Raw genomic sequence first — 23,326 nt, 5'->3', positions numbered from 1 at the left:
TTGCCTAGAGTTTGTGTGAGGACTTGGTTAGCGGGGGATATGGAGTAGAGGATTTTTTTCCGTCAGTCTGCATCGATCATTCTCTATGACTACCTTATCTGAGCAGGGTAGCATTTTAATTCATTTGTAAACTATTTTTTACTAAAAAAGCGCTTGGGTTCAACCAAGCGCTAATGGTATTTAGTTCTCTTGATATGGCTTATAAGTGAAGTAGTCAAAATCGGCATAATTATTTTGGCCTGATGTATCTTGACAGCGCATACCAACGAATGCACCAGTGAAGAAACCGCCACCTTGGATATAGTCATCAGAAAGCTTGTATGATTCAAACTGAACTGGAACCGTATGCCAAGTCTCTCCACCATCAAAGGAATAGGAGTATTCATAGGTATTTGTTTTTACATCTACACGTAAGTTTACATATTCCACATTGTCTGGTATTTCAATTTCAGACCCATGAAGTGGTTGGCTAAATGTAAAGTTATCACACGCCATAATCTCAAGTATACGCCCTTTGTCTTCATGCCAAGAAATATGGAAAGACGTCCAATTTTGCGTATTATAATAGTTTACAAGCCCAGCTGATTGCTGGAACGTTGTTGGATTAAACGAAACCTTTGTTTCAGCTGAGAAATTAAAATGTTGCCAACGTCTAGCTACAAACGATTGCGTGAATTTAGATGTTAAAGATTCTCGGCCATAAAGTCTTAAATGACCCGGACGATCTGTAAGCGAAACAATATCTTCTCCCAAAGGAATTCGTAGGGTTTGGAAATTAAGGTTTAGTGTTTCGTTATCAAAATCATCTTTTTCGGGTGCCTCTTCCCATTTCACTTCATCTATGGCAGGCCCTTCAATTTCAAGGGATGGCTGATTGCCGCCAACTACATATGGCCAATCATTTTTCCATTCTAATCGTTGGATCGCGGTTTCACGTCCTAGTGGACAAAATCCGCGCGGGTCAAGTAACGGTTGACCTTCTTTTGGTAATGGGCGTCCAGTTAAATGTACTAAAAACCACTCATTTGTATGCGTTTGGACAATCGAAGCATGTCCTGCTTTTTGCAATCGGTTTCTAGGATATGGCATGGACGTAATTAATGGATTTTCTGGATGTACTTCATAGTCACCCCATAAGTCTTTAGAACGTGCAATGGTTGCTTGGTGGTCATATTTCGTACCACCTTCAGCAGTTAGCAAATAATAGTAGCCATTTATTTTATAAAGGTGTGGTGCCTCTGTTAATTTGATGTCTGTCCCTTTAAAGATCACCTTAGCATCACCAATTAATTTTTGTTCTTCGTGACTATACTCTTGGAGGACAATGCCGTAAAAGTTGTGATGTCCTACACGATGGTCCCACATCATGTTCACGAAGTATTTTCTTCCATCATCATCATGGAATAAAGATGGATCAAAACCAGAACTATTCATATAAATAGGCTCAGACCATTCTCCATCAATTGTATCGCAAGTGACTAAATAGTTATGGCTATCCTTCCATTGTCCTTCTGTAACTTTAACGTCTGTATAGATTAACCAAAACTTTCCATCGCTGTAGGAAAGTGCAGGTGCCCAAATCCCACCAGAGTCAGGATTTCCCATCATATTTAGTTGACTTAGACGATTTAAAGGTCTTGCGACTAAACGCCAGTTCTTTAAATCTTTTGAATGATAGATTCCAACACCAGGAAACCATTCAAAAGTAGATACTGCGATATAATAGTCTTCTCCTGCTCGACAAATACTAGGATCTGGATTAAAACCAGTAAGGATTGGATTTTGAATTGTTGCCATGTTTGTCCACCTCTTTATAATTTTGTTTTAAGAAAAAGCAGTAAAGGTCATTATTATAAGTGTACATAACGTGTAAAAGACAGTTTGTTTAACACTTATATAAAGAATACGTTATATGGATAGATTACAGGAAAAAGAGAGAGAAGTAAATTATTTTTAAAAAATATTTATCTAAAAGAAAAGGTTATTTCAAAAAAGGTCCTTAACTTTACTAAATCAATCATGTAAATGGTTACAAAAACCTTGAAGGAGTAATCGATTATGAAGAATATTTACACTACTTAAAGTCAGAGTAATAGTGTAATGAACTCATAAATGAAAAAAATTAAAAAAAGTTTGTTTAATCGTTGGACAAACGGAGTTTTATGTGTTACTCTATCGTTGTACCTGTTAAACAACAGTGCGAATCTTATAAAAAAAGGGGAGTTAATTTTTATGAGCAAAAAGAAAGCGATTACATTGTTGATGGTAATTTTTGCTTCAGTGTTTTTGATCGTTGGATGTTCGGGTTCTGGTGAAGATACCGAATCTAATGGAGAAGGCAATAACAATTCCGACTCAAATTCAAATGATACATCTAGTTCTGAAGAAACGAAGACAATAGAATTTATGCACCTATGGCCCGAAGGTAGTTCTGCAATGCACAATCAGATTGTAGATGAAATTGCGGCTGATTTTGAAGCGGAAAATCCAGGTGTTGAAGTAGATCTTGAAGTATTAAGTAACGAACAATATAAAGACAAAATAAAAGTTTTATCAACATCTAACGAGTTACCAGACGTCGGAATGACTTGGGCGGCAGGTTACTTAAATCCATACGTTGAAGGGAATAAATTTGCACAATTAGATGATCTTCTTGAAGGAGATTTAAATGACGAATTTGTTGCAGGAACAGCTGAAGCTTATGCAATTGATGGTAACACATATGGACTTCCATTAGAGTTAAACATTACGAATGTATTCTATAATAAAGCAATGTTTGAAGAAAACGGTGTTGAAGTTCCAGAAACATACGAAGAATTATTAGAGGTTACAAATACACTTAGTGAAAATGGTGTTAATCCAATTGCTTTAGGTAATAAAGACCGTTGGACTGGTTCGATGTGGTATATGTACTTTGCTGACCGCCTTGGCGGAACTGTATTAACAGAAGCTATTGAAAGAGAAACTTCATTTGAGGATCCTGCTCTTACAGAAGCTGCTGCAAAAGTACAAGATCTAGTTAATAACGATGCGTTTATTAGTGGTTTCAATGGTTTGTCTGATGAAGAAGCAAAAAGTATGTTTATGAATGATCAAGCAGCAATGTATATGATTGCAACATGGGATTTACCAAACTTTACAACAAATGAAGATGTGCCACAAGAATTCAGAGATAACGTAGGTTACTTCCCATTCCCAACTGTAGATGGTGAGGGCGATACAAATAGTTATGTTGGTGGCCCTGGTGTAGGTCTATTTGTTGCTGAGGACTCTGAAGTTAAAGAAGAAGCTAAAGACTTTGTTTCATTCTTCGTTCAAGAGTGGGGAGATAAGTCTGTAACTCAAGCAGGTGTAATTCCAGCTACGAAACTTGATACAGATTCATTAGATCTTCCACAAATGTATATTGACGTGTTAGATGACTTAAATAAGTCAACAAATCTTACACTTTATGCTGATGTACAAATGAGTTCAGATACAGCCCAAACACACTTAGACTTAATTCAAGCTCTATTTGGTGGTCAGGTAACACCAGAAGAGTTTGTTGAACAACATGAAGAAGCACTATCTGAAGAAGAATAATAAATAACCTTTTAAAGCAACGAAATAACTTGATTATGAGTGAAGAGCCATAGTAAAGGAACTATGGCTCTTTATGTTTATGAAGTTTAGAGGAAAATTGTATAAAACAACTATAATAATTGGTGTGCGCTGTGTATGAAAGTGAGAGAATAGATGATCTATTATCCAACCCAATGTTAGATTACAAAATACAAGAGTGAATTGTAAGGGATAAAAGAATAGATGTAAAAAATATTACTTAAACTTTGTTTATCCACTGGACAAACAAGATAATGTTTGATATTCTTTATGTAAGCTTAAAAGTGAGTAAGATACTAAACTCTAAAAATCAAATTTTGTGGGAGGTATGGAATACGAAAATGGAAAGCGCTAACAAATGATGGCATTGTCGTTAGTGATCTGATAGAACATCACCAGACAAAAGTTGCTATTATTTTTTCTAATCGCAAGAAAGCGTTGTCAATCTGGTCCGTCTTATATTCTCATTAGGAGAGTAAATACAAACCACTTACTGTTAGTGTCCTTTTCTAATTTAAAACGACATGAGGTGAAAATCTATGAATAAAGTAATGTCAAACAAACTAATGATCGCAATATATGTGCTACCGGCACTTTTATTGATTGGTGTATTAATTTTTATCCCGCTTGCTTTAACTGGTTATTATGGTCTGATGGACTGGGATGGAATCGGAGAAATGACTTTTATAGGTTTGGACAATTATGTTAATGCAATTCAAGATTCATTGTTTTGGGATAGTGCATGGCATTCCTTCCTATTAGCTTTCTTTTCAACGTTAAGCTTAGCTATCTATTTAGTTATTTCTCTTATTCTAGCTTCGAAAATAAAGGGAGCAGATTTCTTAAGAAAGATTTACTTAGTCCCAATGCTTTTGTCTTCCGTGGCAATCGCGCAACTTTGGATTAAGATCTATAATCCATCCAATGGTATGTTAAACAGTATCTTACGTGGATTTGGAATTGATAACCCTCCAGCGTGGTTAGCTGAACCAGATATTGTTCTTTATGCGATCTTCATTCCAATTTTGTGGCAATATGCTGGATTTTATATCTTGATCTACTATGCAGCTTTGAAAAATATACCTAACTCATTAATTGAAGCTGCAAAAATTGATGGAGCTAATGCCATTCAAATTGCTTATAAAATTAAAGTGCCATTAATTATGGGTGTCATTAAAGTAACAATTGTACTAGCGATTGTTGGTTCACTGAAATACTTTGACTTAATTTATGTAATGACTGGTGGTGGACCGAATGGAGCTAGTGAAGTTATGGCATCGTACATGTATAAGTTAGCATTCACAAGCAATGACTTCGGTTATGGTAGTGCAATTGGTTTCTTGCTATTAATCATCACACTAATTGTAACTGTTATCGTTCGAAAACTAACAGCTGATAAAGAAGAAATTCAATATTAAGGGGGCTAACTCATGGGACGTATAGGTTACTTTATTCTGTATGTATGTCTAGCATTTGTTGCGGTATTCCAAATCTTTCCACTCATATGGTTATTCATGTTTTCACTTAAGAGTAATAGAGAGATCTTTGCTGAATCACCATTTGCCTTACCCACAGAGTTTAGATGGGAAAACTATCAAAAAGTATGGGATGGAGGTATTGGCCTTTATTTCTTTAACAGTGTTTGGATCACTGGTTTAGCTATTGTTTTAACCATTTTGTTAGCAAGTATGGCAACATTCGCCATCACAAGGATGCAGTGGAAACTAAGTTCACTAGTGCTGGGGTTATTCATGGTTGGTTTAATGATTCCAATCCACTCAGCGTTAATTCCGTTATTCAGTATGTTTTTATCGGTTGATTTAATTGATAATCCAATCTCAATCGTAATCACATACACGGCCTACAATTTGCCGATCACGATGATGATTTTACTTGGATTCTATTACACCTTACCGCGTGAAATTGAAGAAGCAGCAATTATTGATGGTTGTTCAATTCACCGTCTGTTTTTCAGAATTATATTACCAATGACAATGCCAGTAATGTCTACGACGGTAATTATTAATATGATTTACAACTGGAATGAATTTGTATTCGTTAACACGTTTATTAGTTCAGATAAATATAAAACATTAACAGTCGGGATCCAAAACTTCATTGGACAGTACATGACGGATTGGGGAGCGATTGGTGCAACATTAATCATTAGTGTGCTACCAATTTTACTAGCATTTATATTCTTTAGTAATAAAGTTGTCGAAGGGATTTCCTCAAGTGCTGTAAAAGGATAATAAAAAAGTGTCACCACATTTAACTGTATGTTTAGTGAGGTGACACCCAGGTTGCTTTAGTAACTTAACCTTGCTGTTTCTTGGCAACTCGATTGAACGTATGCATGGCCAACCACATCGTGATGAAGGCATAAGTACTACCACCAAAGATGAAAAATAAAGCAGGTAATGCACGCATGACAAAATAGATAGAGCCAAGAGATAAAATAATGAAAAAGCTTTGTATAGGACTAATGAGCATAATTAAAAATGCATTTTTAATTATTTGGGTTAACTTTACGTCATAATGTACAAACGTAGGAAAAATATAAAATAGGAATAATATAAAGAACAACATGAAAGCGAATAAAGGAATATATGTCCAGGTCAACTGTTGGTCTATATTAACTTGAATATAAAAGATATCAATAGCAAGTAAAACGATAATGAAGGTTATAAAAAGTCCTAAAAGGTTACTTTTAAAAAAGTCTCTTTTAAAGTAGTTTGAAAATGTTTTAAAGACAGGTACATCTTTGTTTCCTTGTAACCATGTACGTACTATTGAAAACATGGCTGTTGTTGAGGGATAAAACCCTAGTATTCCTGCACCTAGAATGGTGAATAAGATCCATAACAAGTTGATATAGGCAAACCTGTTAATCCATTCTAATATGTTATAAATGACGTTGTTTGTATTATTCAAAACGGAACCTCCTTTTGTTGCTAGAAAAGCTAAGTAATAAACTGAGCAAGACAAACTTAATTATACGCTATATTTGTCTATTTTACACGAAAATGAATAAATATAAAACTTTGTTTATTTAATAGACAAACAATGAATTGATTGCTATAATATAATCATAAACACGAACAAAATGAATTATCCATTTTAATAATAAATTGTCTGGAGGAATTGACATGGCTTACTTTGAAAACATTGGCAAAATCAATTATGAAGGTGCAAGATCAACTAACCCTTACGCATTTAAATTTTACAACCCTGAAGAGAAAATTGGCGGCAAAACAATGGAAGAAATGTTACGTTTCGGTGTTGCTTACTGGCACACATTCACAGAGGACCTTTCTGATCCATTTGGTGTAGGAACTGCTATCCGTCCATGGGACAAATTTAAAGGAATGGATTTAGCTAAAGCGCGTGTTGAAGCTGCATTCGAATTCTTTGAAAAACTAGGAGTGCCATACTTCTGTTTCCACGACATCGATATCGCACCAGAAGGAGATACACTAAGAGAATCGAACCAAAACCTAGATACAATTGTTGCAATGATTAAAGATTACATGAAAGATAGTAAAACAAAACTTCTTTGGAATACAGCTAATAACTTTACTAATCCACGTTTTGTTCACGGTGCAGCATCATCAAGCAGTGCAGATGTATTTGCTTATGCAGCAGCTAAAGTGAAAAAACAACTAGAAATTGGTAAAGAGCTTGGTGGAGAAAACTATGTATTCTGGGGTGGACGTGAAGGTTACGAAACACTTCTAAATACAGATATGAAATTAGAGATGGATAACCTTGGTCGTTTCTTCCATATGGCTGTTGATTATGCAAAAGAAATTGGCTTTGATGCACAATTCCTAATTGAGCCAAAACCAAAAGAGCCAACTTCACACCAGTACGACTTTGATGTAGCTAGTGGATATGCATTCTTACAACATTATGATCTACAAGATCACTTCAAATTCAACATTGAAGCAAACCATGCAACACTTGCAGGACACACATTTGAACATGAATTACATTATGCACGTGTTAACAATATGCTAGGTTCTGTTGATGCTAACCAAGGTCATCCTTTACTTGGATGGGATACAGATGAATTCCCAGCAGACTTGTATTCTACAACTCTAGCAATGTATGAGATTCTAAAGAATGGTGGACTTGGTAAAGGTGGACTAAACTTTGACGCAAAAGTACGTCGTGGTTCATTCGAGCCAGAAGATCTATTCCACGCTCATATTGCCGGTATGGATAGTTTCGCTGTCGGACTAAAAATTGCACAAAAATTACTTGATGATAACGTACTAGAAGGAATTGTGGACAACCGTTATAGCAGTTACCAACAAGGTATTGGAAAAGACATCGTTGAAGGAAAAACTGATTTCCACAAACTTGAAGATCATGCATATGGCTTAACAACAATTGCTCAACCATCTGGTCGCCTAGAACAAATTAGAGCAACAATTAATCAGTATCTATTAACAGCGTATGCTGGTGAGTAATTGAAATAACTATCTTAAAAGGACCGCCTTAACAAATTGTTGAGGTGGTTTTTTTATTTCATAATACTTCCATAGTGTATGTTTAATTACGAAAAAGTACTGATATAACAGGAAAGTTTATTTACACTTTACGCTTCATACGCGGTTGAGTTGCTATTTTGTTCAACCACGTATATTTAGTTCTTTTTCTAACGCGGTAGAGCTTCTTTTTTTGTAGGCTCTTTTTGCAAGGTTTGTTGCTTTTTAATGTCGTAGTTGATAGAAGCTCCGACGTAACTTTGATGAAATTGCCCTATGTCACTGAATTTGATTGAGTGTTATACCATCGCTTCGGCAGAATAGTCCGCTTTCCATGGGCACGGCCTCGGGCCAACAGGATGTTGGTCACGCAGGCGTTGCCACAGGACGTGGCGATCTTAGCCTACGTTCCTTAATTTACCAAGTGGATCTTCACCTCGTGCTGTTCCCATAGGACAAGGAAGGCTACGGTAGCGATACATCGCACGCAGAAAATGGCTCTTTATTTTCAAGGAGTCTCCGTATTCTACCTACGCTGTTAGTGGTTTTCTGATTTAAGTTAGATAAAACACCTAATTCATTAACGAGTCTGAGTGCAATGTTATCTAGGATAAAAAGTGAATTTGATGCACGTATAATCAAGTAAATATACTATAAAATTACGATCCTCATAAAAAGCGAAGGAAATATACCGGAGACTCCTGTGGGACTAATGGCCTTTGGGAGACCCCGCAGTGAGGTACGAACGAGGAGGCTCATCAGCCACCCGCGGAAAGCGTAGGTGTATTTCCGCAGCGCTAGATCACCACTCATTGTATAAAGAATGAGCGAGATAATTATCATTTACGTCGGAGTTTATATTTATTGTGACAAAACAATATTTTTTTAGAAAACAGCCCTTTTGAAAAACTCCGTATATTTAGCTCCTTCTGTTACACGATTGATTTTTCTTTCAATGTCGCACTATGAAGCCTAAGGTACCATCTATTTGATAGTAAACTAACATTACATTTAGAAATAGTATTGTAAGATTTTCTTACATATAAATGTAATTAACAAAATTTTCAGTGTATAATGGGTTAAAAGTAAGAATTTATAGTAATTCTTAAAATGGCGGTGAGAATATGAGTGAAAACCCTTCTTATAAAGAAAGAAAAGTTATTACAATTGGTGTAGTTAGTGAATTAACTGGACTCTCTGAGCGTCAAATTCGTTATTATGAAGAAAGAAAGTTGGTTTTTCCAGAAAGGACCGAACGAGGGAATCGTAAGTATTCATTTGCAGATGTTGAACAGTTAATTGATATAGCTGATCAACGAGAAGAAGGTGTTCAAACCTATGAAATTCGACAAGAAATGTTAAAAAGGGAACGTAAAAGGGAAGAGAAAAAGAGACAAAGGCAATTATTTAAAGGGGAAATTAATGCTAGATTTGGTATCCAAAAAAGATAGTCTAAGACAAGTATAGGGAACATATTGTTTATATATGAGAAATGGTATGTGTCAGAAGGCTAAATCTAGGGGCATTACAAGTTAACAGGAAAATCGAATATATATTAAGGAAGGAACTGAATCATTTTCCATTCACTATCCATTAATTTGTGATCAGGACTGAGGTGAGAGTGATGGGGTTAACAGTACATGATATCGTTAGATTACCTATAATGAAAACTTCTAAAGTTAAGTCTGGTAAACAATTGTTAAATGAGAAATCAATTGAATGGATATCTGTAATGGAATTACCTGTTGAAAACTTTGTAAGGATGAATGAATTTGTTTTAAGTACTGGAATCGGCTGCGAGAATAATCCCGATTTACTTGAGCAATTTGTTCGAGATGTTATTCAGTCTGGTGCTTCTGCATTAGCAATTGCCACCGGTAGGTACATTTTTGATATTCCAGATCGAATTCTACAATATGCAGAAGAGCATAACTTTATTATTATTGATATTCCATGGGAAATACGGTTTGCTGATGTCTTGCAAACAGTTATGCACGAAATAACGGTTGATAAACAAGGCGAACGGCAAAAGGCAGAAAATGTACGAAAAGAATTAACGAATTGTGTACTCGAAGATAAGGGGCTTACAGACATTTGTCGAATCCTTTATAAACATATCCGCATGCCGGTAGCGATAATGGATAGGTCAACAGAAGTGCGAGCTAATAAATACTTTGATAAAACGATCTTTGATATGTACCACGATGAAACCAACCCTCTACAACCAATCCCACCTACAGAAATTCATTATACAGATCATCCACTGTACTATCATTTACAGGAGTACCAGCTGTCAGATAAGATGTGGTTTCAATTAAATATTTTAAATAATCATAAGAGCCAAGGCTATATTGTTTTTCAACCTAAGCGACGAGAGGATTTGTCGTGGTTTGTCATGAGTGTTTTAGAACATGCATTAACTGCCTGTGCTCTATTTTTTGTAAAAGAAAATGCGATTGAAATAACGGAAATTCGCCTAAAAGACAATTTCGTATTGAATTTAGCTAAACATAAAATGCCAATTGATGATCAATTATTATCAAAGGCTAGATTACTAGGATATGATTTACAAAATAACTATACCTGTATACTAGGCGATATTTCAAATAAATCATCCATGCAGGAAAAAAATAAAAATGATAATCCAGAAAGTTCATCCTTACAAAGCTTAAACTATTACATTCAAAAGGAAATAAATTATGCTGGAAAACTTCTTGGGAGAAAAACAATGACGACGTTTGATGAAGGGGAAGTTATTGTTTTCTTAGAAGCTGACCACCATCCGCATACGGAAAGTTCAAACCAATTCATTGATACAATTGAAAGGCGTTTAAGTGAATTACTTGTAGGGGTGGAACTATCTTGGGGAATTGCTCCCCAACAAGAAGGTAAATATCGTTTTTACCAAAGTTATCAGCAGGCAAAGACGGCCCTTAATATCGGGAAGCAACAAAATGGCCTTGGGGAGCGGACTTTCTTTAGTGATACGAAGATTAATCGATTATTGATGGCATTATCAAAAGAAAGTGAGATTGCTTCCATAGTAAAAGAAACCCTTGACCCTTTGCTTGAATATGATCGAAAAAGGAAGACGGATTTAATCCATACCTTTCAAATTTATAATAAGTATAAAGGGAATGTGAGTCAGACAGCGAGAGCATTGAATTTGCATAGGCAATCCTTGCTACATCGCTTAAGAAATATCGAATCTCTAACCAAATTATCTTTAGTTGATTCAGATGATGCCTTTTTGTTGGAGTTAAGTGTACGTTTATGGACATTGAAGAAGATTGAGTGAAAACGGTGCTGTACCTATGAGACAGCACCGTTTTTTTAGTTCAAATTTATTTGTTATACAGATGTTTATTCTGTAAGTTTCGCAGTTTCCTAGTGTATATAAGCTGTACCATGTGCATTAACTCAGCGCATTTTCTCAAGATCATGCGCATTTACATGTTTTTCTTACATCATCCAGCGCATTTTCCCGAGATCATGCGCATTTACATGTTTTACGTACATCATCCAGCGCATTTTCCCAAGATCATGCGTACTTACATGTTTTTCTTACATCATCCAGCGCATTTTCCCGAGATCATGCGCATTTACATGTTTTACGTACATCATCCAGCGCATTTTCCCAAGATCATGCGTATTTACATGTTTTTCTTACATCATCTAGCGCATTTTCCCAAGATCATGCGTATTTACATGTTTTTCTTACATCATCCAGCGCATTTTCCATTGGTTCCGTGTAATTTGGAGATCACTGTACTTCACCTTAATAATTTGTTGCACATCATAAAGCTTTTATGCACTAACTCCAATCTACAAGTTCCCTCAATTGATTCCAACCATGTTTAAAAAATGATTTTAACGGAAAATGGACTATATGGGCGTAAAGTAAACAAATTCTAAAATATATGGTTCAGAATGAATTTAATAAGCTTAAACAACCAAATATTAACCAAAATTGTATAAAGGGCATCTGAAAAACTTCATACAGATTGAGCATTACAAAGTTGACACCGTTTTAATAGTATGTAAGTAAGAAATAGTAATACTATTCAGTCAATAAGAGGAAAGGGGGAAGATGTGATGCTTCCTTTTGATATTATCGAATATCAAAACCGTATAAGTAAGACGAAGCAACGAATGGCGGAAAGTGGAATTGAAGTTTTACTTGTAACGGACCCTGCAAATATGAATTATTTATCTGGGTATGATGCGTGGTCTTTTTATGTACACCAAATGTTAATCATTGTCATTGATGAGCCACAACCAATTTGGATCGGTCGTTACATGGATGCCAATGGTGCCAAGGCAACGACGTGGATTTATGATGAAAATATCATTCCATATCCTGATTATTATGTTCAATCATCCGTTTATCACCCAATGGATTTTATTGCAGAAATACTCAAGCAAATTGGTCAAGGAAATCGATATATTGGGGTAGAGATGGATAACTATTATTTTTCGGCAAAAGCCTATCAGCGTTTAACGCAAAACTTGCCTAATGCAACATTTAAGAGTGCCGATTCACTTGTGAATTATGTCAGACTGATTAAATCAGATCAAGAAATTGAATATATGAAACGTGCAGCAAAGATTGCTGATCAAGCAATGTATAAAGGGATTGATACCATTCGACCAGGACTTAGAGAATGTGATGCCGCAGCTCAAATTTATTATCAGATGATCTCCGGAACAGATGAATATGGAGGGGATTATCCAGCAATTGTTCCATTTTTACCTTCTGGTGAAAACACTGGTGCACCACATTTAACTTGGACGGAAAGAAAGTTTAAACAAGGGGAATCCGTTATTGTTGAACTTGCTGGTTGTTATAAAAGGTATCACGTTCCTTTAGCAAGAACCGTATCAATTGGAAAGCCGGCTAAAGAGCTTAAGAAGATTACTCCAATTGTGATCGATGGATTAAATGAACTATTAGATTCGATTAAACCTGGTATGACATGTGGTGATATTGAGGCAATTTGGCGAAAAAACTTAAAACGATATGGAATAGAAAAAGAATCAAGGTTAGGTTATTCAGTTGGCTTAAACTATCCACCAGACTGGGGAGAGCATACCGCAAGTATTCGTACAGGAGATCCTACTGTCTTGCAACCGAATATGACATTCCACTTAATTCCTGCACTGTGGTTTGATGACTACGGAATCGAAATTAGTGAATCTTTTAGAGTGACAGAAAAAGGCTGCGAAACGTTCTGTGAGTATCCTCGAGAACTTATTATTCAAGATCCCATTGATGTGAATCATCATGGTGGCATTATTAGTTAATAGATACCATTCAATACGATTTATTTAAGAGATAAGGACAAATGTGTCCAATAAATACAGGGGAGGAATAGTCATGAAGGAAATTAACAAGTCTACTCAATCCATTTGGGCAGGAGAAAGAGACCAACTTGCATTTGGAGCTACTCAAGTACCAGTTGTTCACAGTGTTTCGTTTGGCTATGATGACATGGATGAATGGTATAAAGTAGCAACAGGACAAAAAGATGGGCACATTTATGGTCGAAATACCAATCCAACTGTTCAGGCCTTTGAGGATAAAATTCGAATTTTAGAAGGGGCAGAGGCTGCGACAAGTTTTTCTACGGGAATGGCTGCCATAAGCAATACGTTAGCAACGTTTTTATTTCCAGGTGATCGAGTTGTATCTATTAAAGATACGTATGGTGGAACCAATAAAATTTTCACAGAATTTTTGCCAAAGCAACAAGTAGAAGTGGTGCTGTGTGAAACAGGGGACCATGAAGCAATTGAAAAAGAGGTAGCAAAAGGTTGCAAAGTATTATATTTGGAAAGTCCTACTAATCCAACCGTAAAAATTACCGATATTGCAAGAATGGCAAAGGCAGGAAAAGACGCTGGAGCATTGGTGATTGTTGATAATACGTTTGCTACACCAATTAATCAACAGCCACTAGATTTAGGTGCAGATTTGGTCATTCATAGTGCAACGAAATTCCTTGGCGGCCATGCCGATGCGCTAGGTGGTGCGGTGTGTGGTAGCAAGGATTTAGTAGAGAAAATCTATCATTACCGTGAAATCAATGGTGCAACGTTAGATCCAATGGCGGCCTATTTATTACTTCGCGGTATGAAAACATTAAAATTACGCATTGATAAACAGTGTGAGAATGCCCTTACCATTGCGAAGTATTTGAAATCTGTAGATGTTGTCGAATCTGTTTTTTATCCAGGTCTTGAAGATCATCCAAACCATGATATTGCGAAGCAGCAGATGAGTAATTATGGTGGTATGTTAAGCTTTGCTGTTAAAGGTGGGGTGGATACAGTAAGGCATTTGCTTCCTAAATTACAATACGCAAATAAAGCTGCAAACCTAGGTTCAGTGGAAACGGTTGTTGGTCCATCACGTACGACAAGTCACGTCGAGTGTACACCAGAAGAACGTGCGGCAATGGGGATTCCAGAAGGGTTAATTCGTTATTCAGCAGGGATAGAGGATGTTGATGATCTTATTAATGACTTAGAACAGGCATTCCAATCTCTTCCAAAACATTTGTTTGCAAATAGTTAAGCGAAGGGGGGATTCCCTTGAAAACGGAAAATTGGGAGATAACAAAACGGACAGAATTTATTAAATCAGAACTAGTTAATTGGCGAAGACATTTGCACCGTTATCCTGAACTAAGTTTTGAAGAGAAAAAAACGAGTCAATTTATTCAAGAAATATTAGAACAAGAAGAAGTTTTTGATATTAAAACAGGGATAGCGGGGTATGGCATTGTCGCAACGCTTTCATCGGGAAAAGGACCTGTCATCGGAGTTCGAGCGGATATGGATGCACTACCAATACAGGAACGAACAGATGTGGAATATGCATCTGTTCATCCCGGTATCATGCATGCGTGTGGACATGATGCACATATTACCATGTTATTAGGAACTGCAAAACTATTAGCTGAAGATTATCGGGAAGGTAGAATAAAAGGAACGATTAAACTCATTTTTCAACCAGCAGAAGAAGCTACTGATGAAAATGGATTAACCGGTGCCCCTTATATGCTTAGGTCTGGCATGATTAACGATTTAGACGCTGTGATTGCATTGCATGTATGTCCATGGCGGAATACCGGTGAACTACAAATTCATAAAGGACCGAGTATGGCGAACATTGATAATTTTTCCTTAAAAATCAAAGGAACCGGTGGCCACGGAGGCTATCCACACCAAGGAACGGATCCAATTTGGATGGCAAGTTACGTGTTACAAGGATTGTATAGCACCATTAGTAGAAAGATCAATCCTTTGGATGTTGGAACAATAAGTGTTGGTGAGATTTATGGTGGCCATACAGCTAATGTCATCCCCAATTGTGTACAAATCAATGGTACGATGCGTTCTTATACACCTGAGATTCGTGAGCAATTGGTAGAAGAATTGAATGGAATTGCTCAAATTGCAGAAACCTTAGGAGGAGAATACGAGTTAGAGATCGAGAACGGTGAACCAGCTTTACAGAATGATACTGAGATAACGGAATTGTTTAGACAAACGGCACAAGAGTTGTATCCAGAAATGCCAATCTATGATGAAGCATTTGGTATGGGTGGGGAAGACTTCGGACATATTACACAAAAAGTACCAGGGGCCATGTTTTTCTTAGGTTGTGCGATGAATGGAGATACAACAGGAAGTTTGCATACGTCGGATTTCCAAATTAATGAGGATGCACTACCAATTGGGGTGGCTCTGTTGACAGAGTGTACCCATCGTTTGTTAAAGAGATAATTCTCATGCGGAGGTGAGGTTGTGACGACAAAGATAGCATTTATCGGGTTCGGAGGGGTAGGTCAGGCGCTAGCAAAACTTTTTATTCAACAACAGGAGGATTTGAAGAAAAAGTATGACCTTGATCCAGTTGTTGTTGCGGTATCAGATGTCATGAAAGGGTCAATTTATCATCCGGATGGTTTAAATATGGAACAAGTACTAGATGTATTGGAGGAGACAGGAAATCTCGAAAACTATTCACAAGAAGGTTTAACAACGGGTTGGAATAGTATTGAAACCATTAAACATTCTAACGCCGATATGATTGTGGAAGTAACCTTTACAGATGTTAAAACAGGTCAACCAGCAATAGACCACTGTCGAACTGCCTTTGAAAACAATAAAAGTGTCGTAACTACGAATAAGGGGCCTGTAGCACTTGCTTATAATGAATTAGCTTCCTTAGCAAAGGAAAAAGGTGTATTTTGGGGGTTTGAGGGAACGGTGATGAGTGGAACACCAGCACTTCGAATGCCTGTTACCACCCTGGCTGGCAACGACATAAAAGAAATAAAAGGAATTTTGAATGGCACAACGAATTACATTTTGACCGAAATGGAAAAAGGGCAAACATACCAAGCTGCCCTTGAAAAAGCGCAAGCACTTGGGTATGCAGAAGCAGATCCTACCAGTGATGTCGAAGGTTATGATGCTAGGTATAAAGCTGCCATCCTATCAAACTATTTAATGGATACTCCGATTGCCGCAGAAGATATTTATTGTAAAGGAATTCGGGATATGACAGTTGATATGGTAAAGGATGCATTAGCAGAAAATAAGAAATGGCGCTTATTAGCACGAATAACGAAAACAAATGGCATAGTAGAAGCGTCTGTCAAACCTGAATTGTTGGATGCAGATGATCCATTGGCAGGTGTTAGCGGAGCAACAAATGCAATATTGTACGAATGTGATATGTCTGGACCGATCATGTTAACGGGAGCTGGAGCAGGACTAATCGAAACAGGGTACTCTTTATTGATAGATATAATTACTTTTAGAAGGCAACATGCCCTAACAAAATCCTAAGGGGGGGCTAACAGATGCAATTACAAGCAAGGTCAGAACGTATGTTACTTGCAGGACAATGGATTCGAGCGGACAAAACGTTTGAGGTGCATAACCCGCAAGACAATCAGTTGATCGCTACCGTTCCTTTAGCATCTAAAAGTGATATGCTATTTGCCATTGAAAAAGCGGAAGAGGCGTTTCAACGTTCAAGAGCATGGCCAACACATGAACGAATAAGCGTACTTCAACGAGCGGCAGATTATATGGAGGATAACAAAGAAGATTATGCAAAAACAATTGCGCTAGAAGGTAGCAAAACAATTAATGAAGCACGAGGTGAAGTAAAGCGAGCGATACAGACACTTCGTATTAGTGCTGAAGAAGCAAGAAGAATTAATGGGGAAACGATTCAATTTGACCAAAATGAAGGCAGTGAAAATCGAGTCGGCTACAATTATCGTTTTCCAATTGGAGTAGTTGGGGCAATAACCCCATTTAATGATCCACTTAATCTTGTCGCTCATAAAGTAGGGCCTGCGATTGCATCAGGCAATGCAATTGTTGTGAAACCAGCATCCGTTACACCGCTGAGTGCACTAATGCTTGCAGAAGCGTTCATGAATGCGGGCTTACCAGCTGGTATGCTATCAGTTATAACAGGATCTGGCAGGGAAGTTGGAAAAACGCTAGTAAAACATCCAGCCGTTAAGATGATTTCTTTTACAGGGGGCTTAGAGGCTGGAGAAAAAATCGCAAGTCAAGCAGGTTTAAAGAAAGTTAGTATGGAGTTAGGGTCCAATTCACCAGTTATTGTGTTAAATGATGCTAACATGCAAGATGCTGTTCAGTCCTGTGTGTCTGGTGCATTCTCAGCTGTTGGTCAAAATTGTATTGGTGTCCAACGTATTTATATTGAACGTGAGCGCTACGAAGAATTTTTAGAGGATTTTAAGAAATATACGAAAGAATTGCAGGTGGGAGACAAACTGAATGAATCTACTGATGTTGGTCCGATGATCAATGAGCAAGAGGCAAAACGTGTAGAGAGCTGGGTGAATGAGACACTAAAAGATGGTGCCACCTTACAAGCGGGAGGCGTACGAGACGGATCCTACTATTATCCAACTGTTTTAACAGATGTTCCAGAAACGGCTAAACTTGCGCAAGAAGAGATATTTGGCCCTGTAGTCTTACTCTATGCTGTAAATGATATAAATGAAGCTGTCCAAAAATCGAATGATGTGAATTATGGCCTGCAGGCGGGAATCTTTACCTCAAATATCGACAAGGCCTATTATTCCATTCACAACCTAGAAGTAGGTGGTGTCATGGTCAATGATAGTAGTGATTATCGAATTGATGCGATGCCATTCGGAGGAGTGAAAGGATCTGGTCTTGGAAGAGAAGGGGTCAGGTCAACAATTGAAACGATGACGGAACCAAAGGTCGTATGTTTCAAATTGCAAAATAGGTTGTTATAAAAGAAAAACGCTCATTTATAAGAGATTGTTGTGCAATAAACGATAAGGGCGTAAAAAAATAAGGCTGATCTAATGCAAATGGTCAGCCTTATTTTTGTGTTGGGCTATATGTATGGAGCGAGTGAAACGTAATGCATTATTGTTACTCTTTTTCGTTTTTAGATGAAAGTGATCATATTCGTTAATAAGTTCTGTTAATGTTTTTTTGTGTACTTTTTCCGTGTTAATTCCTTCTTGTATTAGAGAGTTAATTAGTAGTTGTTTCTGCTGTTCTACTGCTTCTCTTAAAAATGCCATAAAACCCCTTCCTTCCATTATTAAGTAGTAAAATTCACATTTGAAAATGCTTACATTTAGATTGTTTCCAAAAATGGTAAATTCAAACATAAAGAAGGCACCAATTTTTAAAAAGGTGCCTATTCTAACTTATAGGAGTAAAGTCAATGAAAGGTTAGAGGGAATATGAAGAAGTTATTTACTTAGAGATTTGTTGCTTTTTATTATTTCTTAGTTGTTGGTATTCATCGATTAATTCATTGGTACTTTTCCTGTATAGTTTCTTGTTATGAACCGGATAAATCCCCTCTTGAATTAAACGAGCTATTAAATATTTTCGTTGTAGATTCACAGCTTTCCTTAAATAAGACATAAAAGTCCTCCTTTCTTTTATAAGTAAATTGTAAACAATTAAAGTGGAAATATCTGCAATACTGTTAGTTTATTTAACATGTTTTTTATAGTAGGTAAAGATTTATTCAATGTTTAAAAAAAGAACACGTGGTATGATGATTTTTAGAGGAAAGATTTCTAGATAAGGAGACAATAGTGTATGAAAAGGCAACAGGATTTCACGGAAGGTAATATATTAAAACAACTATTTATATTTTCTGGCCCAATCATGTTTACACAATTGTTGCAAGTCTCTTATCAATTTGCAGATAGTTTATGGGTGGGTAATTTATTAGGAGCAAATGCACTAGGCTCTGTAGCGGTATCGAGCACCGTTATTTTTACCATGTTATCTTTTATAATAGGTATAAATAATACAACTTTAACTGTTTTGTCTCAACAAAAAGGAAGAGATAATGAACAAGGATTGAAAAGGTATTTAAATGCATTTGTTGTGACCTTAACGGTAATGGCAATTGTGATGGGGCTGGTTGGATTCTTTGCCGCCACTCCTTTATTACATTTGCTAGGTACACCAGAGGCAATGTTAGCCGATGCTCGTACCTATTTAAGGATCAATGCGCTAGGTATTGTTTTCTTATTAGGTTATAACTTTATTGGTACTGTCTTAAGGGCGTTAGGTGATAGTCGAACACCAATGCAATTTGTCTTGCTTGCAGTTCTTTTGAATATACTATTAGATCCGATATTCATTGCCGTTTTTGACTTAGGGATTTATGGTGCGGCACTTGCAACGATTAGTTCACAGGGAGTTGCATTTTTATATGGTGTGATCTTTGTGTTAAAAAACGATATGGTACCTTTTACGGTTCCGCGGCTTCCAAAGTGGAAAGAGGTCAAATTAATTTTAAATTTAGGGATACCGGCTGGTTTACAGATGGCATCTATATCAGCAGGTTCTGCTGCAATTATGAGTGTCGTTACTTCTCATGGGGAAGGAGTAGTTGCTGGATTTAGTGCAGCCCAGCGTTTAGATAGCTTATTTATGCTTCCAGCTCACGCCTTAGGTACAGCAGTAAATAGTATGGCTGGTCAAAACATAGGGGTAAATAAGTGGGAGCGAGTGCATAAAATATCATACTATGGTGTGCTCTACAATTTGTCCGTTATGATTTTATTTGCATTACTCATCATTCTGTTTGCAGAGTTTGGTATTCGTTTATTTATTGATGAAGAGCATGCCGTGCAATTTGGTTCAGAGTACTTAATGATTGTTGCATTCTTTTACCCATTCTTAGGCATTAATTTTGTCTTAAATGGAATTGTTCGGGCATCTGGTGCCATGTATCAAGTGCTTGTTTTAAATATTATTTCATTTTGGGTATTACGTTATCCACTGACGTATTTATTGTCACAACTTTTAGGTGAAAAAGGTATTGGATATGGAATGGGGATTAGTTTTGTTATAAGTAGTATGTTTGCATTTTTATATTTCAGATATGGAAACTGGCGCAAAAAGGATATTTTTAACCAAACTGAGAAGGGATAGAGGCTGTTGGTGCAGTCTCTTTTTTAAATGTACTGGTTGCATGTGATTGAGCCAATTCGGTTAATGCAATAAATTCAGCTGTAGGAATAGTAAAGACTATCTCGATTGTGTTTGCTTTTGATTTGTGCTATCGTATCAACACAATTTAACGGCAATACATGTAATAAGAAAAGTACATTTAAAAATAACAAAACTACATGACAAGGAGAAAAGCTATGCAACTTAATAAGTTTGATACGATCCTAGACATTCAACAAGCCTTTTACCAGCAACAAATATCTGCTCTACAATTAACTAAATATTATCTTGAAAGAATTGCAAATTTTGATAAACAGGGACCAACAATAAATGCCATTACAGAATTAAATCCTGATGCACTACATATTGCTGAGGCATTAGACATAGAACGAGAGCAAAAAGGAATTCGCGGTCCACTTCATGGTATTCCCATTTTATTAAAAGACAATATTGATACAGGTGACCATATGCATACTAGTGCCGGTTCGATTGCATTAGCAAACAACTATGCAAAAGAAGATGCTTTTGTAGTAGAAAAACTACGAGAAGCTGGGGCAATTATAATTGGAAAAGCCAATCTTACTGAGTGGGCTAACTTTATGACAATGGGAATGCCGAATGGCTATAGTTCAAGAGGAGGACAAGTTCTGAACCCATACGGACCAGGGATATTTGACGTTGGTGGTTCTAGCTCTGGACCAGGCGCAGCAGTTGCAGCAAGTTTTGCGACAGCAAGCATTGGTACAGAAACGAGCGGATCGATCTTGAGTCCAGCAAGTAGTAATACATTAGTTGGTATAAAACCAACTGTCGGTTTAATTAGTCGTAGTGGAATTATTCCCATTTCCCATAGTCAAGATACTGCAGGACCATTAGCCAAAACTGTAACAGATGCAGCGATTGTATTAGGCGCATTGACTGGACAAGATGATAAAGATCCTGCCACATGTCTAAGTAGTAAACAATCACAAACGAATTATCGTTACTCTTTAAACAAAGATGGATTAAAAGGAGCTACCTTAGGTGTTGACCGAAACTATTTTGCTGGACTTTCTGAGGAAGAGGCGGAACTGATTGATATGGCATTGGAGGACCTTGCCTATCAAGGAGCTACAATCCTTGACCCTGTAGAAATACAGGCAGATCCTAATGATATTAATGTAATGATTCACGAATTCAAAACAGGATTAAATGCATACCTAGCCAATGTTTCGAACCAGGTTCCTGTCCAATCCTTAGCGGAGGTTATTGAGTATAATGAACAACATGCTGAAAGAGCGTTGAAGTATGGTCAAACGTTACTCACTGCTTCAGAAAAAACGAGTGGAACTCTAACGGAACCAAGTTATATTCAGGCAAGGTTAAACGATATTCGCCAGGCACAATCAGAGGGAATAGACGCCGTAATGGATAAACATGAGTTAGATGCACTTGTTTTTGTTAACAACCATGGTGCAGGAATTGCTGCTAAAGCGGGTTATCCTTCCATTACCATTCCAGCTGGGTATACTTCAAGCGGAAAACCAGTCGGCCTTACATTTGCAGGAAAAGCTTTTACAGAAGAAAAACTAATTGAATTAGCTTATGCTTACGAACAAGCAACGAAACACCGTAGGAATCCTGTACTTGATTAACAACTCGGCCTAAGTGAATCTATTTGTTGATGTTTACTTAGGCTTTTTTCTAACAGTGGTTTACACGTGAAACTATTCACAATATAATGAACATAAATATTACAAAATGGAGTGAGTTTATGTGAAAAAGTTTTTATTAACCTTCTTAATAATTCTTTTGGTAAGTATTTTTGCTATCGCGTGCAACAATAGCTCCACATTAAGTGAAATGAATGAATTTCCACAAATCAACTTCCAAGACACCTTTACACAAGAGCAAACCGAATATATCGTATATTTTTGGCAACAATCCTGTTCCTATTGCCAACAAGTTGAGCCAGATATGATTGATTTTACACTGAATCACGATATTCCTATTTATCTTGTAGATATGGAAATAGCAAGCAATCAAGATGCTTGGTATGACTGGGAATCTCATCATAAAGAATATGATATCATGATCGGAAAAGAAGAGAATGGTATAGATAGTTTAGATCATGATGTGAAGTTAGCTAGATTTGAAGAGGATAAAACTGTTAATTGGACCTTCCATAAAAACCGTGCTGGAGAGATTATCGCCGCGCACAATACCCCCTATGCAAACACACAACCAAATGATGCAAATGAGTTAGAAATAACAGGAACACCAACGATCATACATATAAAAAATGGTAAAATTTTGAACTATGCTGTAGGTGTTGACCCCATACAGCGTTTGCTCAATGGTCGCTAAAATACTATCCCAAAACTAGTTAATAGAAAAATGCTATGTATTGCGCATAAGCTATATTATATGCAGTAAAATTTATAATAGTTTTTTAATTGTTGTATTGACATGACAACGTGTATTTAGATTTTTCTCGATAGCACGTATTTAGGGATTTTTCATACATCATCCAGCGCATTTTCTCTAGATTCTGCGCATTTAGGGATTTTTCATACATCATCTAGCGCATTTTCTCTAGATTCTGCGTATTTAGGGATTTTTCATACATCATCCAGCGCATTTTCTCTAGATTCTGCGCATTTAGGGATTTTTCATACATCATCTAGCGCATTTTCTCTAGATTCTGCGTATTTAGGGATTTTTCATACATC

At 36.8% G+C, this 23,326-nt stretch carries 18 protein-coding genes; 14 read left to right on the top strand and 4 right to left on the bottom strand.

From position 1 onward, the window contains the following. Positions 1 to 180: 180 nt before the first annotated feature. Positions 181 to 1,797, bottom strand: a complete 1,617-nt coding sequence (locus tag FCI53_RS11785; protein WP_138419079.1) for a glycoside hydrolase family 43 protein — start codon at positions 1,795 to 1,797, stop codon at positions 181 to 183. A 435-nt stretch (positions 1,798 to 2,232) separates the two neighbouring features. Between FCI53_RS11785 and FCI53_RS11780 the strand changes: the two genes are divergently transcribed. The 3 genes from FCI53_RS11780 (at position 2,233) to FCI53_RS11770 (ending at position 5,852) form a co-directional block, all read left to right on the top strand. Then, a complete protein-coding gene (locus tag FCI53_RS11780) occupies positions 2,233 to 3,582 on the top strand; it encodes an extracellular solute-binding protein (protein WP_138419077.1) in 1,350 nt (449 codons plus the stop codon). A gap of 557 nt (positions 3,583 to 4,139) precedes the next feature. Further along, the gene (locus FCI53_RS11775) at positions 4,140 to 5,018 is read left to right on the top strand and encodes a carbohydrate ABC transporter permease (RefSeq protein WP_138419075.1); all 879 of its coding nucleotides are present in this window, start codon (positions 4,140 to 4,142) and stop codon (positions 5,016 to 5,018) included. A 12-nt stretch (positions 5,019 to 5,030) separates the two neighbouring features. Then, complete coding sequence (locus FCI53_RS11770) at positions 5,031 to 5,852, top strand: carbohydrate ABC transporter permease (protein ID WP_138419073.1); 822 nt, start codon at positions 5,031 to 5,033, stop codon at positions 5,850 to 5,852. Positions 5,853 to 5,916: 64 nt separating this feature from the next. Here FCI53_RS11770 and FCI53_RS11765 read toward each other — a convergent pair whose 3' ends face one another. Continuing rightward, on the bottom strand, positions 5,917 to 6,534 hold the full coding sequence (locus tag FCI53_RS11765; RefSeq protein ID WP_138419071.1) for a YesL family protein: 618 nt from the start codon (positions 6,532 to 6,534) through the stop codon (positions 5,917 to 5,919). Between the two features lie 215 nt (positions 6,535 to 6,749). Here FCI53_RS11765 and xylA point away from each other — a divergent pair, with 215 nt between their 5' ends. The 8 genes from xylA to FCI53_RS11725 all read left to right on the top strand — a co-directional run bounded on the left by xylA (position 6,750) and on the right by FCI53_RS11725 (position 18,418). Continuing rightward, on the top strand, positions 6,750 to 8,075 hold the full coding sequence (gene xylA / locus FCI53_RS11760; RefSeq protein ID WP_138419069.1) for a xylose isomerase: 1,326 nt from the start codon (positions 6,750 to 6,752) through the stop codon (positions 8,073 to 8,075). A gap of 1,142 nt (positions 8,076 to 9,217) precedes the next feature. Next, positions 9,218 to 9,544 carry a MerR family transcriptional regulator gene (locus tag FCI53_RS11755; protein WP_138419067.1) on the top strand — a complete coding sequence of 109 codons (327 nt, stop codon included), beginning with the start codon at positions 9,218 to 9,220 and terminating at the stop codon, positions 9,542 to 9,544. Positions 9,545 to 9,717: 173 nt separating this feature from the next. Continuing rightward, positions 9,718 to 11,391, top strand: a complete 1,674-nt coding sequence (locus tag FCI53_RS11750) for a PucR family transcriptional regulator (RefSeq protein WP_138419065.1) — start codon at positions 9,718 to 9,720, stop codon at positions 11,389 to 11,391. Positions 11,392 to 12,188: 797 nt separating this feature from the next. Then, on the top strand, positions 12,189 to 13,397 hold the full coding sequence (locus FCI53_RS11745; protein WP_138419063.1) for a M24 family metallopeptidase: 1,209 nt from the start codon (positions 12,189 to 12,191) through the stop codon (positions 13,395 to 13,397). A gap of 73 nt (positions 13,398 to 13,470) precedes the next feature. Further along, positions 13,471 to 14,670, top strand: coding sequence for a cystathionine gamma-synthase family protein (locus tag FCI53_RS11740; RefSeq protein ID WP_138419061.1), 1,200 nt, complete (start codon positions 13,471 to 13,473; stop codon positions 14,668 to 14,670). Positions 14,671 to 14,687: 17 nt separating this feature from the next. Further along, positions 14,688 to 15,884: a M20 metallopeptidase family protein gene (locus FCI53_RS11735; protein ID WP_138419059.1), complete on the top strand. Its 1,197-nt coding sequence runs from the start codon at positions 14,688 to 14,690 to the stop codon at positions 15,882 to 15,884. A 21-nt stretch (positions 15,885 to 15,905) separates the two neighbouring features. After that, positions 15,906 to 16,955 carry a homoserine dehydrogenase gene (locus tag FCI53_RS11730; protein WP_138419057.1) on the top strand — a complete coding sequence of 350 codons (1,050 nt, stop codon included), beginning with the start codon at positions 15,906 to 15,908 and terminating at the stop codon, positions 16,953 to 16,955. A gap of 14 nt (positions 16,956 to 16,969) precedes the next feature. Beyond that, on the top strand, positions 16,970 to 18,418 hold the full coding sequence (locus FCI53_RS11725) for an aldehyde dehydrogenase family protein (protein WP_138419055.1): 1,449 nt from the start codon (positions 16,970 to 16,972) through the stop codon (positions 18,416 to 18,418). A 69-nt stretch (positions 18,419 to 18,487) separates the two neighbouring features. Here the strand turns inward: FCI53_RS11725 and FCI53_RS11720 are convergent, their stop codons facing one another. Both FCI53_RS11720 and fbpA read right to left on the bottom strand, forming a co-directional pair. Beyond that, the gene (locus FCI53_RS11720; RefSeq protein ID WP_138419052.1) at positions 18,488 to 18,715 is read right to left on the bottom strand and encodes a hypothetical protein; all 228 of its coding nucleotides are present in this window, start codon (positions 18,713 to 18,715) and stop codon (positions 18,488 to 18,490) included. A 178-nt stretch (positions 18,716 to 18,893) separates the two neighbouring features. Further along, positions 18,894 to 19,067: a Fur-regulated basic protein FbpA gene (gene fbpA, locus FCI53_RS11715; RefSeq protein ID WP_138419050.1), complete on the bottom strand. Its 174-nt coding sequence runs from the start codon at positions 19,065 to 19,067 to the stop codon at positions 18,894 to 18,896. Positions 19,068 to 19,247: 180 nt separating this feature from the next. On the opposite strand from fbpA, the gene FCI53_RS11710 reads away from it, so the two are divergent. From FCI53_RS11710 to FCI53_RS11700, 3 genes are all read left to right on the top strand, one after another. Then, positions 19,248 to 20,597, top strand: a complete 1,350-nt coding sequence (locus tag FCI53_RS11710) for an MATE family efflux transporter (RefSeq protein ID WP_138419048.1) — start codon at positions 19,248 to 19,250, stop codon at positions 20,595 to 20,597. Positions 20,598 to 20,812: 215 nt separating this feature from the next. Then, the gene (locus tag FCI53_RS11705) at positions 20,813 to 22,249 is read left to right on the top strand and encodes an amidase (RefSeq protein ID WP_138419046.1); all 1,437 of its coding nucleotides are present in this window, start codon (positions 20,813 to 20,815) and stop codon (positions 22,247 to 22,249) included. A gap of 121 nt (positions 22,250 to 22,370) precedes the next feature. Beyond that, a complete protein-coding gene (locus FCI53_RS11700; protein WP_138419045.1) occupies positions 22,371 to 22,961 on the top strand; it encodes a thioredoxin family protein in 591 nt (196 codons plus the stop codon). Positions 22,962 to 23,326 lie beyond the last annotated feature (365 nt).

The organism is Aquibacillus sediminis (assembly GCF_005870085.1).
Lineage (GTDB): Bacteria > Bacillota > Bacilli > Bacillales > Amphibacillaceae > Aquibacillus_E > Aquibacillus_E sediminis.
Note: the sequence above shows the minus strand (reverse complement) of the source record. Positions and strands in the feature narration are given on the sequence as shown.